The sequence below is a fragment of the Chlorogloeopsis sp. ULAP02 genome, from assembly GCF_038404745.2.
Classification (GTDB): domain Bacteria; phylum Cyanobacteriota; class Cyanobacteriia; order Cyanobacteriales; family Nostocaceae; genus Chlorogloeopsis.
The window spans coordinates 1-12,548 of sequence record NZ_JAYKTT020000012.1; the positions used below are offsets into that span (position 1 = coordinate 1).

The window sequence follows — 12,548 nt, forward strand, 5'->3', positions numbered from 1 at the left end:
AGATTGGCATTGCGATCTACAAAAAATTCTACATCATCCACAAATCCCATCAAAGCACTCTTAAATTTTGCATATAAATAGTCATTGCTTTCGGTGATAATTTTTGTTCGTGGTAAGGACTTCAGTCCTAGTTTGAGAACTAAAGTCTTCACTACGAGCAAACATTTTTTATTCAATTTGATTAACCGGACATGATATAAATCCCTTGAATTTAATTCTGGAGATGTTCTCTTTAAAAATAACAATGACTGGTTTTTTCTAGAAGGAAAGACCAGTATATTGTTTTAATTTATCTGTGCTCCGATAGGAAGTACAAAATCCCATCGGAGCGCTTGGTACAAGGACAGTATTGGGTTTGTAATCCCCATTCCAAACCCCTGTTCACTGTTCCCTTTTGATTTACATGGCTATATTAACTACAGTCCAGTAAAGAACTAGTACGAGCAAAACACTTATCCACACAACAGCTTTGTTTTGAAATAAATTTGTGAGACGGTTCATAGGCGTGTTTTTAGAATCGATTTTGAATGAGTAGATTCAGTACAAGGGATTAAGGAATAGGACGTTAATCTATCGCCCTATACCTCACCTTCTTCTTTAGAATTAAGCAAAGGCTACCCCTATTCCCGATTAGTTATCAAAGTCTCTTACCCTAGCAGCAGTAATTGCGGCGGCGTTAACCATTTTTATTGGCTTGTCAATTGCCTCGCAAGTGCTAGTTATCTATATTCTAACGATTTCACCTGTATTTTGCAGGATAAAAACACTTATTTTCGCAATCTAATTACAAAAATAGTAAAGATGATTTTTTGGCTATCAGCATTAAGTGACAATATGATCAAAGTACCATCAATTCAATTTAAGAGTGAATTCTGAGATTAAGTTTCAGATTATTATTTCTTCTAACTTTGTTATTTATGTATATAATTTCAGTGAAGTTACATTTTTATATCTCATGTACTCCAGACTATTTATATTTATCATAAATATATTTGATGAATTAAGTTGTCATCTCCCATAAGATATAAACAATATGAACGTACAGAAGATTTTAAGTTAATTAAAATAACTTTTTCCTCCTGGGAGAATATGATTTCCTCACCTTGGGTAGACAAATTTTTTCTTGGAGAAACTATAAAGTTTGTATTATTCCCAATTCGAGAAAGTGTGCTAATCAAGCTCTCAGATTAAGTGAGTCGCTTAAAAACACTTTTTCGAGAAAAATAAACTCATTTTAATTCTCATCTTAACTTTCAGGAGTCTTTTATGCGAATTGCTCAGATTGCCCCGCTTTGGGAGAGAGTTCCACCTCCAGGCTATGGCGGTACAGAACTAGTAGTGGGGTTGCTAACCGATGAACTAGTCCGACGTGGACATGAAGTCAGGCTATTTGCATCAGGAGACTCTATTACATTAGCCAAGCTTGAATCAGTTCATCCCCGTGCATTAAGACTAGACTCTACAGTAAAAGAGTACGGCATTTATGAAATGTTGCAACTAGCTTGGGTATTTGAACGGGCAGAAGAGTTTGATGTGATTCACTCACACATGGGTTGTAGTGCTCTACCTTATACAAAATTAGTAAATACACCCACAATTACTACGTTGCATGGTATCTTTACACCTGACAACGAAAAGATGTTTCAACATGCAAAATCTCAACCCTACGTAAGTATTTCTAATGCACAGCGCGAACCAAGATTAGGGTTGAACTATGCAGCAACTGTATATAATGGCATTGATGTCAGCAGCCATAAATTTCATCCCCAACCAGAACAAGAGCCTTACCTAGCATTTTTAGGTCGAATTTCACCAGAGAAGGGAACGCACATAGCCATACAAATAGCTAAACAAGCTGGTTGGCGATTAAAAATGGCGGGTAAGGTGGATGTTGTTGATGTGGAGTATTTTGAGCGGGAGATTAAGCCTTTCATTGATGGCGAGCAAATTCAGTACTTGGGCGAAGCAAATCATGTTCAGAAAAACGCCCTGATGGGAGGTGCAGTAGCAACTCTATTTACTATCACCTGGCGAGAACCGTTTGGATTAGTGATGGTAGAGTCAATGGCAGCAGGAACACCAGTTATCGCCATGAATTTTGGCTCTGTTCCAGAAGTAATTGCCCACGGTAAAACTGGCTTTATTTGTAACAGCATTGAAGAATGTGTCAGTGCTGTGAGCAAAGTAACTGAGTTAGATCGTCATGTCTGCCGAGAGCACGTTGAGAACAATTTCAGCGTACAAAAAATGGTAGATGGCTATGAAGCTGTCTATCGACAAATTGTGGCAGAACGGTTAGCTCAAAATGGCAAAGTCACCATATTTGATGACTTTAAGAACAAGCAGCAACTAAACGAACATATTCGTTTACCAAAGTTGCGTTCAAAAATGTAATTAACTCATTCGTAATTCGTAATTACTGCATTACGAATTACAAATAGATTAATTTACGCCGCCCCTGTTGGTTCGACATAGCCTTGCAAATTCTCTGGTTCAAATTGACGTAGAATTCGGGTTGCCTGACGAGTTAATTCTTCAGTACCTTTAACAACAATCAGATATTTGCCCTCATTCAAGCGGTTGCGGTAAGGCAGCGCATCCCCACTACCAACAGTCAAGCCGACTTCTCCACCGACTAAGTATGCACCCAAAGCACCAGCAGCGGCTCCTAAAATTCCACCGAAAATATGATTGCCAAAGCTGCCAATAGGAAATATTTCGATGCCTGTTAAAACGTTAAAGGCATAACCTGCTATAAAACCGAAAGGAATCAGCCAGATTGAAAGGCGCTTTGCTCCTTTTTTTGCTTGTAAATTGGGGTTTATTAGCCCATACTCATCAGCGCTTTTGTAACCTTGACCTAAAATATCCACTTGGTTTGTAGGTAAACCTTCTTTTTCTAAAGCAGAGTAGGCTTCCTCGGCTCTAATTCTATCTGGTAAAACTGCAACAAGATAATTCATGATGTTATGCCAAAGTAATGATATCTTCCCACTCATTTAAAACAGAAGTTGGCTTTTGCGATCGCTCAATCTACAAGCCACTTTTTTAATCAAACGATAAGAATCAGTAATGGTTGAAAACTTCAACCTAGAGAGAGAACTTTGGCATAGAGATAAAAATAATCACCTGAGTAGGTTTGGGCTACGATAATAACGACTACAATAAAGATGAGATACCTGAGGTGGAGTTCTGGCAGTGGGCTTATTTGATGATTTGAGTCGATTTCTAGAAAATCGTTTAGAAGAATTCTTGCGAAGTAACCCACATTTGGAGCTAGAAGCGTTGTTAGAACAACTACGCGAGCAAGAAGAAGACACTTTAAAGCTGATTGCAGATTTGCAATTGCAAGAGAAGCGATCGCAAGAAGAAATTCTCTCCACTGCTCAAGAAATCCAAAAGTGGCACATCCGCGTCCAAAAAGCCAAAGCGAATAATAGACAAGATTTAGCGGCGGCGGCAGGTGAGCGAGAAGCCACACTGTTACGCCAAGGCAATCAGCTTTGGGGACATATGCAAGGATTGAAGGAACGCATCAGCCAAGCACAAGATTTACTGCGAAAAATTCAACAACGGCGACAGGAAGTACAAGCAAAAGCCGCCGAAGCCCAGACAGCGCGTGCCAAAGCTCAAGCCCAGCAACGCTTAGAAACTTCTGGTTGGTGGAATCAACCCCAAACTGATTACAGTGGCTACGATCCCCTAGAGGAGAAATTCCGGCGTTGGGAAACAGAGGCTGAGTTGGAACAGATGAAGCGGAATATGGGAAAGTAGGGATGAGAAGACAGGAGGCAGAGGGCGTAAACTTTTTGTCTCTATTTTATAGGTTTTCTGTGGAAAGTCATATCTTGCACCTGCACCCTATAAGGGTGAAGCTAGACAACCAAAGCCTGCTTACATAGGCTAAAAATAAGGTATCAGCTAACTACCTGTTTTACTAGATTTGGGGCTGCTTGAATTGGTAACTAGTCCGAAGCGATCACACAGCTATTTTATGCAGTTAAACTTCTCCAAGAGCTACAACCAGTTGTAGGATGTGTTGTCGCGTAGCGCAACGCATCATCCTAGTATAGTTGTAAATTACAAGGGCGGGTTTTGTTTCAATCTCTAGCTCAAACCGAAAGGATATCTGCTAAACTCGCTCCGACAAAAAATTGTGGTTCAAATAAATGAAATTTACTGTAAGTTCTAACCAGCAAAAAGGTTGATCGCTTTCTCATTTCAGTAAATTGCGCATTTATAAAAGCGATCGCACTCCTAAATCAGCCAACACAAAAACACAGATCCCCGACTTTTATAAGTCATCCCGCCTAGAACTTAAGTTCTGGGCTGATAGCATAAGCCACTCAAGTGGACTGAAATTTTTGTTGAGTCTACTTCAGTAGACTTTAACTATTAGTCAGAGAATTTATTCTCTGGCGCTATAGCAACGAAGCGAGAGATTAAAAGATGTGGGTAATGACAAGCTTTTATAAAAGTCGGGATCTTACAGAAGATTACTCCCTTGGCAATGAATTGTACCAGCGATCGCCTGCCAACAACAGTTTATCTGCTTCTGGTGGCCCCCAGGTATTCGGCTCGTACTCGTAAACGGGTGTGACGTTATCGAGAATTGGCTGAACTATTCGCCATTCCTCTTCTACGGTATCCTCTCGTACAAACAAAGTCGGATCGCCCCGCATCGCATCGCCCAATAAACGTTCATAAGGTTCCATCTCGTCGCCACCTCCATAAAACGCCAACAGTTCCACCGCAGATCCGATCATGGCTTCTCCTGGGATTTTAGTGCGAGCGCCCAATCCCACGATTACCTCCGGATCTAATAGAAAACGAACATAATTGGTGTTTTCTTTTCCTCCCTCCTTAAACACATCTAGAGGTGGACACTTGAGCTTAACCATCACCTCAGTAGTCTTGACAGGCAATTTTTTTCCAGCTCTAATATAAATGGGAATTCCTGACCATTGCCAGGTATCGATAAATAGACGAACGGCAGCAAAGGTTTCTACCTGGGAATCAGCAGCTACACCCTCCTCATGGCGATAACCCTGAAACTGTCCGCGAATTATGTCATTGGGTTCGAGCGATCGCACTGCTTTAAGAATCCGCACTTTTTCATCTCGGATGGCATCGGTTGCGGTACTGGCGGGAGCATCCATGCAAACTGAAGCTAGCACTTGCAGCATATGGTTTTGTACCACATCTCGAATTGCGCCTGTTTCATCATAGAACTTTCCCCTTCCTTGAATGCCAAAGTTCTCTGCCATGACAATTTGCACGCTTTCGATGTAGTTGCGATTCCAAATAGGTTCTAGAAAGGAGTTGGCAAATCGAAAATAGAGCAAGTTCAGCAGTGGTTCTTTACCTAGATAGTGATCGATCCGGTAGATCGATGATTCGGGAAAAACCGATCCGAGAATTTGATTTAACTCGCGTGCTGATTCCAAATCCCTTCCGAATGGTTTTTCAATAACCACGCGGGCATTTTTAGCACAGCCTGACTTACCTAATCCTTCTACTACTTGTGCAAACAGGCTGGGCGGAATTGCTAGGTAGTAGAGTGGACAAGTGGCATTACCAAGGGCTTGACGTAATTTTTCGTAAGTTTCTGGTTTGTTGTAGTCACCAGAAACGTACTGGAGCAGTGAAGAAAGTTTCTCAAATGCTGCTTGATTTACACCACTATGATGTTCTAGGCTATCACGCGCTCGTTCTCTCAGTTGATCTGTCGTCCAAGCTCGCCCGGCAACCCCAATCACCGGGGCATTAAGATTACCCCGCCGTACCATTGCCTGAAGACTGGGAAAAATTTTCTTGTAGGCAAGATCGCCTGTCGCCCCAAAAAATACAAGTGCGTCTGAATGAAGAGTTGTCATCACGAGCCTCTTGAGAGATGTAGTTTGAGCAAGCAGTCAAAGAGTGCTGTGTTTAACACGATAATCGGGACAGATTTGCTGATCGCCATGATCGCGATCGATGCCATCATACCTAATAACTGTAACAGTGAGTGCGATCGCGCTACATATTCTATGCATCTACTGACAAATCATTGTGATGGATGCCTTGATACAATTCAGACGCACCATAGTGATTTTCAATCCAAAATCTAAAATTTTATGACATTCCCAGTTTATTTTTATTTGGGGTCTTTGCGGATACATCCGCATATTTTCTTTGAATCTTTGGCTTATACTATAGCGTTACGTTTAATATTACGTAATGTCCGTAATGATTCTATTACACCAGCGCAACGGACTTCTATTATTGTTATTGGAATGTTCGGTGCTCTTGTTGGTGCGAAAGTACTAGTTTTACTACAATATATTGATTTATTGTGGAAAAATTCCCAGCTTTTTTTATTACTATCTCTACAAGGAAAAACCATAGTAGGGGCGCTCTTAGGCGCAGTAATTGGTGTAGAAATTACTAAAAAAATTATTGGTATTAATCGCTCTACAGATGATGTATTTGTTTATCCACTCATTATAGGAACAGCAATTGGACGCATTGGTTGTTTTCTTACCGGATTGAGCGATCGCACTTACGGAATAGCAACCACATTACCTTGGGGTGTGGATTTTGGTGATGGCATTCTTCGCCATCCTACACAGTTGTATGAAATTATATTTTTAATCATCTTATTAATATTTATACGTCTTCGTAGTAACTACCAATACAAGGAAGATGATTTATTTAAATTTTATTTAGTTTTATATTTAATCTTTAGATTTTTGATAGATTTTATAAAACCAGATTTTCGTATTTTTTTGGGGATGAGTGCAATTCAAATTGCCTGTCTATGCGCTATCGTGTATTATTGGCGCACTATTCCTCAGATGTTACGATTAAAAGCATAAAGCATGGGACATAGTATATTTTTAGACTTTTTATCTAGCTTACAATTATTATTTGTTGGCTACATTCCTGCCGCAATTTTAGGAATTTTAATTGGAAGTTTAATTGGAACTAATCCAGTGGTTTATCAAGTAAGTAAGCGTTTTTTACAAATCCCTTACAGTATGCCTTCTATAGCTTTAGTACCGCTTGCTTTAATCTTGTTTCGAGAATTAGAAGTAGCAACAAGTGTCGTTGTATTCTCAAGTGCTGTTTGGCCATTAACTATTAAAACGGCTGCTGGTATGCGAAAATCTCGAATTGAAGGTAATAGTCTTAGGATCGCAATAAATTGTATATTTGATGCCTTAAAGATTGGTGTCTGGGTAGCTTGGTTTACAGTCATTGCTATAGAAATGTTGACAGTTGGTAAGGGATTAGGTTTTTTTATTTGGAATAGTTATAGATCCGGTAACAATAGTAGCCTGATCGAAGGTATAATTTACGTCGGCACAATTGGATTTTTACTAAATCAGCTACTAGAAATTACAGGAAATACTCTTTCGCGGCTTGCCTCAGAAGGTAAAAAATCTGAACTTTAAAACTCATGTTTCCTGGAAGAACTATCGTGAATACTGATAGGAAAATTTACTTATTTATTTAATGGTTACTAATCCATTCCCACCGAGCTGAAAATAAGTTTGATGAATTTCTATTCCTACCCGCAATTACCTATTTTGCGCTTTGACAAATAGTGTTTGTTCAAAGAAGTCAGAGTAATTAAGTAGGTGGAAACAACCTTTTACCTTCTGCCTACCTACGGAAGCCGTACCTACCCTACCCTGCGGGAACCCCTTTCGGGGAACGGGAACAGCTTCGCTGAACGGAAGCCGCTAGCTAACGCAACGCCTTACGGCGAACGCGTCTACCGCTTCTACTGCCATCTGCCTTCTACTTATGACGGAACCCAATTAAAATCTCTAAAAATTAATTGTTTCTGTTTTCAGTAACGGAATGATTCAAAAAAATATCTGCGCCCCTCTGCGCTTCCTCTGTGTTCCTCTGCGTTTCAAAAAATTACCTATTTGATTAAAAAATTCAATGTCACGAAGAACCAAATTTAGTAACCTGATTGCAGGTATTATCCTAGTAATAGGAATGCATCTTGTAGTAACTTCAACTTTATTTGCTCTTGTGTTGTTACTATCAATGATTAACTATACACAAATAAATATTATCGAGCAAATTTTTATAATATATTTTTTTGGTATTGGCATAACTCAAATTATATATATTATCCCTGTTGCTTTAAAGCTAAACAGACAAAAACGAACAGCTTTGATGCACGGAGTTATTATCGGTGCAGTTCTCACTGCTTTAATTAATGGTGGTTATTGGCTATTTTTATTCAGCCTCTATTCTCCAAGATAATAAACATTCAAGTTTTCATCAAGGAATATAAATCAGGAGATAAATCTGATTTCTTGCATTACTTAAATATTTAAATTTTTGACTAGCTAAAGTTCCTTTATAGAAACTTTATTTATTGATTTTCAAATCTTTTCTCCATCGCTAGATTTGATTTAGTAAAAAACACGCGAATCTACATCATGGTAAATGATACCGCCTCGAAAAGCACCCTGTAACTTTGAATTAATTATGCAACTAAATTATTCGTCAATTTGTCCGACACGACGGATATTAAGAATATCGCTCATTTTCTTAATTTGAACGAATATATGTTCCAATTGAGCGCGATCGCGGATTTCGATCCCCAAATCAATTAATGCCGGTTGACCAAAAGCAGTTTTTACATTAGCATGGCGGACGTTGATACCTTGATCGCTTAGTCGCGACAAAATATCTTTTAACACTCCCACCCGATCCAAAGCTTCAATTTGCACGTTTACCTGATAAGTTTGAGGACGACCGTTATTTTCTGCTGCTTGATTCCAACTTACTGGTACAAGGCGATCACACTCTACTTTTTCTACGTTGTGACATCCTTGGCGATGGATGGAAATTCCCTTACCCCGCGTAACTACACCAATAATTTGTTCGCCAGGGATAGGAGTACAACACCCAGCCAAATAATACATCAATCCTTCAACTCCCACAATTGGCGAATCAGTAGAGCGTGAAGTCGTCGTGGTTCCATCTCTTAGTGCGGCTTTGGCTGTAGTTGGCAGATTTGGGGGAATCTCAGGTTCATTAACTACAGGCTGTTGTGCCTTTACGATTTCTCGCCAACGGTTAAGTACTAAATTTAGGGTTACTTCTCCATAGCCCAAACCAGCAAGCAAATCTTCAACAGAATGGTAGTTACACTTTTCTGCTACCGCCTGCATTGGCTCTGACTTCAAGAAACTATCAAAACCTGTTTTGCCGAGTTCTTTTTCTAAAATTTCTTTACCGCGAGCCACATTTTCTTCCCGGCGCGATCGCTTGTACCACTGCTTAATCCGGTTTTTAGCTGCACTTGTCCTGACAAAATTTAACCAATCCAAACTAGGATGGCTATTTTTTTGAGTAATAATATCAACTATGTCACCATTGTGCAGTCGTGTCGAAAGTGGAACCATCCTCCCGTTTACCCTAGCTCCGGCACAGTGGTTTCCAACTTCTGTGTGAATGCGATAAGCAAAATCCACTGTAGTAGAACCGGGGTTCAAAGCAACTAAATCTCCCTTTGGAGTGAAGACATAAACATCATCTTCAAATAGATTATCTTTGATGCTCTCTAAATATTCTTGAGCATCTTTGAGATCGTTTTGCCATTCTAGTAACTGCCGCAACCAAGTAAATTTTTCATCTGCCGCATTTAAATGCGTAATGTTAGAACCGCCAGTTTCTTTATACTTCCAGTGAGCCGCGATCCCGTACTCGGCGATTCGATGCATCTCCAGTGTTCTGATTTGCACTTCCAAAGGTCGTCCCCAAGGCCCAATCACTCCAGTATGCAGCGATTGATAGCGATTGGGCTTGGGCAGACCAATATAATCTTTAAATCTACCAGGAATTGGACGAAATACATCGTGAACTACTGCCAGAGCACGATAACACTCTTCATTAGTTTGAACAATTATCCGCAGTGCTGCCAGATCATAAATTTCGTGAAACTCCTTATTTTGGCGCTGCATCTTCTGGTAGATACTATAAAGATGCTTGGGACGCCCGCTGATATCGAGACAACGAATTCCTGCTTCTGCCAGTCGTTCTCGCAAAGTTTCAGAAACTTTATCCAATCTCTCTTCTCGTGCCGTTCTTTTTTCCGAAACCAGCTGCTGAATTTGGCGAAAAGGCTCAGGTTCCAAATACTTAAACGCCAAATCTTCCAATTCCCATTTAAAACGCCAAATCCCCAAGCGATTGGCTAGGGGAGCAAAAATTTCCCTTGTTTCTAAAGCAGTGCGTCGGCGTTTTTCATCTGGCATAAATTCTAATGTTCGCATATTATGCAAGCGATCTGCCAACTTCACCACAATCACGCGGATATCCTGCGCCATTGCTAAAAACATCCGCCGAAAATTTTCCGCTTGGCTTTCTGTTTTACTTTTGAAGTTAATTTTAGAAAGCTTAGTCACTCCTTCGACTAAACACCTAACTTCTGCCCCAAAACGCTGTTCTATATCTTCAATTGTGACATCTGTATCCTCAACTACATCATGTAAAAATCCAGCTGCTATCATAGCAGCACTGCCTCCTAAATCATGTAGCATTCCAGCAACAGCAATCGGATGACAAATGTAAGGTTCTCCTGACTTGCGGTATTGCCCTTGATGCAACTGATAGGCAAATCGAAATGCACGGCAAATTAAATCTGTATCATAGTACTTTCGGTCTTCTTCTGTTTCACCACCGCTCGTAGATGGTGCGTATAAGCAACTCTTGAGCCATTCTGGAAGAGTAATATCCGTTGGTTCGTTGACAACTGTGGTGCTCATCATAGGATCGGAACTGAGGGTGATTGGTGGTTACGAGGGAAGGGTTTAGCAAAAAAGTTGCTGTATGAGCGAGGTTTGATTGGCGAAACCCACCTTTATAGGGAATTAGATGCAATTGACGACATCACTGCCAAAAGAATTTGCCGTTGATACGCAAAGCCCAAAAGCGATCGCAGAATGATTGCTCGTAAAGTTTGTGGAAATCGTCCTGTTCATACTTCAAGCATAATCATCCCGAAAATCGATTGATGATAAATCAAGCCCTAAACTATAATTTTTAGGGCAACAAGATAAGCTAAAGGCTAAAATTTTTATTGTATAAGAAAGATTACTTGACATTAATAGTATCTCAATCAGCGCTGAATGTCTTTCCATCAGGACAAATATCAAACCTTCGCAACATTATTGGAGCAATTCCATTCTGAGGTTGTTACTAAACAACTAGATGCACCCGGAATGCAGCAGCACCTTGTCTCGTTAAAGCAATTTTTTCAGCAGCAAATTTTACCTTTGACAGAAGAAAAATCACGAGAGCAATCCTATCGAACAGAAATGAGCAAGCAATTGCGTCTATTAGAAATCGATGTGATGTTTTACCAAGGAGCGCGCCAATCTGCTACTGCATCCGAGCGACGCAAAACTATAAGCGATCGCTTGACAACACTTACAGATTACTGTAAAGCGATTTTGCAACTACAATAACCATAGAATCACCTGGGTAGTAGGAGTTTTTGTTGTCAAGATTTTATGATATTCAAGATGAAAGACAAGGTATACGATTTATACCATGAAAATGCTATTTGAGAGCAAAAATATTACTTATTAGATTAACAAAAACCAGTACTTTCTGGGAAGTTATCTTTATATCACTACGCTAATCTATAACACTCTCAATTCCGATTATAGCTTAGTAGGGAATACTTCTGCGCTGAAAGAAAAAGTAATAAGATTAAGACCAAAGAATTAGATAAACAAATATATACTATCAGAAACTAAGTACTAAATGGATAAATTGGACTTCTCTAATTTTCCCTATAAGTACTTTAATTCAACTGTTATTTTTCTCTAAATATTGACGTACTCCCTCGCTCAATTGCAACAGATTGGGTTCAATTTTTTTAGCAAGAAAATCTTGGACTAAATGCACTACACTGCGAACAAGGAATTGAGGAACTCCCTTGATTTCCTTGGGATCAATAATTAGTTCACCACGACTCTCTACAATCGTTGTATTACCATCTGCAAGGAAGCGGTTCTTCCCCGCGCAATGAACTGCTTCGCTAAAGGCGTGGGTTTTTATTTGCCATTCCACAATCAACTTATCCTCATACCACGTGTTGTATTCTGTCCAGGAGAGCATATCTTCACTAATTACTGCCCTTGCCGCTACTGGAATTTCTCCACCTCCATGCCACTCATTGACACTGTGAACTAATCCATCTTCCTCACTACGAGATTTCACTTGAATGGAACGTACATTCGGCATATAGGGAATAAGTTCAACTAGCTTGTCGCGATAGGTAGTATAGACAAGGGAGCATGGGAAAGGAATGCGTGAATCAGCAGAAATGAGCATTGGTTGATTTATTTTGGATTTAAGGCTTAATACAGCATAAATAAAACAATATTACTAAGAGCATAGCGTCTGCAACTGGGAACTTTTGCATAAAGTGTCAATAGCAATTAAAAAAAGGATGGGTAAAATCTCCATCCTTGAAAATCATCTTCGATAGTGATGCGAAAGTTCACTGCAAAATTCGAGATTAGCAT

At 39.7% G+C, this 12,548-nt stretch carries 11 protein-coding genes and 1 pseudogene; 6 read left to right on the forward strand and 6 right to left on the reverse strand.

Annotation, left to right across the window (positions count from 1 at the left end; translation table 11 throughout):
- Positions 1–125, reverse strand: a pseudogene (locus tag U2718_RS06840) (DUF1499 domain-containing protein); the annotation flags it as partial.
- Between the two features lie 1,141 nt (positions 126–1,266).
- On the opposite strand from U2718_RS06840, the gene U2718_RS06845 reads away from it, so the two are divergent.
- Complete coding sequence (locus U2718_RS06845; protein ID WP_341993188.1) at positions 1,267–2,394, forward strand: glycosyltransferase family 4 protein; 1,128 nt, start codon at positions 1,267–1,269, stop codon at positions 2,392–2,394.
- A gap of 53 nt (positions 2,395–2,447) precedes the next feature.
- Here U2718_RS06845 and U2718_RS06850 read toward each other — a convergent pair whose 3' ends face one another.
- On the reverse strand, positions 2,448–2,963 hold the full coding sequence (locus tag U2718_RS06850; RefSeq protein WP_341993189.1) for a hypothetical protein: 516 nt from the start codon (positions 2,961–2,963) through the stop codon (positions 2,448–2,450).
- 235 nt (positions 2,964–3,198) lie between these two features.
- On the opposite strand from U2718_RS06850, the gene U2718_RS06855 reads away from it, so the two are divergent.
- Positions 3,199–3,774 (forward strand): TIGR04376 family protein, encoded by a 576-nt coding sequence (locus tag U2718_RS06855; RefSeq protein WP_341993190.1) that lies wholly within the window; start codon positions 3,199–3,201, stop codon positions 3,772–3,774.
- Positions 3,775–4,496: 722 nt separating this feature from the next.
- On the opposite strand, the gene zwf is transcribed toward U2718_RS06855, so the two are convergent.
- Complete coding sequence (zwf, locus tag U2718_RS06860; RefSeq protein WP_341993191.1) at positions 4,497–5,876, reverse strand: glucose-6-phosphate dehydrogenase; 1,380 nt, start codon at positions 5,874–5,876, stop codon at positions 4,497–4,499.
- Between the two features lie 36 nt (positions 5,877–5,912).
- Positions 5,913–6,035 (reverse strand): hypothetical protein, encoded by a 123-nt coding sequence (locus U2718_RS06865; protein WP_341993192.1) that lies wholly within the window; start codon positions 6,033–6,035, stop codon positions 5,913–5,915.
- An 81-nt stretch (positions 6,036–6,116) separates the two neighbouring features.
- Here U2718_RS06865 and U2718_RS06870 point away from each other — a divergent pair, with 81 nt between their 5' ends.
- The 3 genes from U2718_RS06870 (at position 6,117) to U2718_RS06880 (ending at position 8,265) form a co-directional block, all read left to right on the forward strand.
- Positions 6,117–6,857: a prolipoprotein diacylglyceryl transferase gene (locus tag U2718_RS06870; protein WP_341993193.1), complete on the forward strand. Its 741-nt coding sequence runs from the start codon at positions 6,117–6,119 to the stop codon at positions 6,855–6,857.
- Between the two features lie 3 nt (positions 6,858–6,860).
- Entirely contained in the window at positions 6,861–7,436 is a 576-nt protein-coding gene (locus tag U2718_RS06875; protein WP_341993194.1) for a nitrate transporter, read from the forward strand.
- A gap of 499 nt (positions 7,437–7,935) precedes the next feature.
- Positions 7,936–8,265 (forward strand): hypothetical protein, encoded by a 330-nt coding sequence (locus tag U2718_RS06880; RefSeq protein WP_341993195.1) that lies wholly within the window; start codon positions 7,936–7,938, stop codon positions 8,263–8,265.
- Between the two features lie 239 nt (positions 8,266–8,504).
- On the opposite strand, the gene U2718_RS06885 is transcribed toward U2718_RS06880, so the two are convergent.
- Positions 8,505–10,778: a bifunctional (p)ppGpp synthetase/guanosine-3',5'-bis(diphosphate) 3'-pyrophosphohydrolase gene (locus tag U2718_RS06885; protein WP_341993481.1), complete on the reverse strand. Its 2,274-nt coding sequence runs from the start codon at positions 10,776–10,778 to the stop codon at positions 8,505–8,507.
- 363 nt (positions 10,779–11,141) lie between these two features.
- On the opposite strand from U2718_RS06885, the gene patD reads away from it, so the two are divergent.
- Positions 11,142–11,480, forward strand: a complete 339-nt coding sequence (patD, locus tag U2718_RS06890; RefSeq protein WP_341993196.1) for a heterocyst frequency control protein PatD — start codon at positions 11,142–11,144, stop codon at positions 11,478–11,480.
- 346 nt (positions 11,481–11,826) lie between these two features.
- Here the strand turns inward: patD and U2718_RS06895 are convergent, their stop codons facing one another.
- Positions 11,827–12,354 (reverse strand): hypothetical protein, encoded by a 528-nt coding sequence (locus U2718_RS06895; RefSeq protein ID WP_341993197.1) that lies wholly within the window; start codon positions 12,352–12,354, stop codon positions 11,827–11,829.
- Positions 12,355–12,548 lie beyond the last annotated feature (194 nt).

What these genes read in the sequence shown, in the direction of transcription:
- U2718_RS06845 (WP_341993188.1), top strand. Translation starts at nt 1,267, where the DNA reads ATGCGAATTGCTCAGATTGCCCCGCTTTGGGAGAGAGTTCCACCTCCA.
- U2718_RS06850 (WP_341993189.1), bottom strand. Translation starts at nt 2,963, where the DNA reads ATGAATTATCTTGTTGCAGTTTTACCAGATAGAATTAGAGCCGAGGAA.
- zwf (WP_341993191.1), bottom strand. Translation starts at nt 5,876, where the DNA reads ATGACAACTCTTCATTCAGACGCACTTGTATTTTTTGGGGCGACAGGC.
- U2718_RS06865 (WP_341993192.1), bottom strand. Translation starts at nt 6,035, where the DNA reads ATGCATAGAATATGTAGCGCGATCGCACTCACTGTTACAGTTATTAGG.
- U2718_RS06870 (WP_341993193.1), top strand. Translation starts at nt 6,117, where the DNA reads ATGACATTCCCAGTTTATTTTTATTTGGGGTCTTTGCGGATACATCCG.
- U2718_RS06875 (WP_341993194.1), top strand. Translation starts at nt 6,861, where the DNA reads ATGGGACATAGTATATTTTTAGACTTTTTATCTAGCTTACAATTATTA.
- U2718_RS06880 (WP_341993195.1), top strand. Translation starts at nt 7,936, where the DNA reads ATGTCACGAAGAACCAAATTTAGTAACCTGATTGCAGGTATTATCCTA.
- U2718_RS06885 (WP_341993481.1), bottom strand. Translation starts at nt 10,778, where the DNA reads ATGAGCACCACAGTTGTCAACGAACCAACGGATATTACTCTTCCAGAA.
- patD (WP_341993196.1), top strand. Translation starts at nt 11,142, where the DNA reads ATGTCTTTCCATCAGGACAAATATCAAACCTTCGCAACATTATTGGAG.
- U2718_RS06895 (WP_341993197.1), bottom strand. Translation starts at nt 12,354, where the DNA reads ATGCTCATTTCTGCTGATTCACGCATTCCTTTCCCATGCTCCCTTGTC.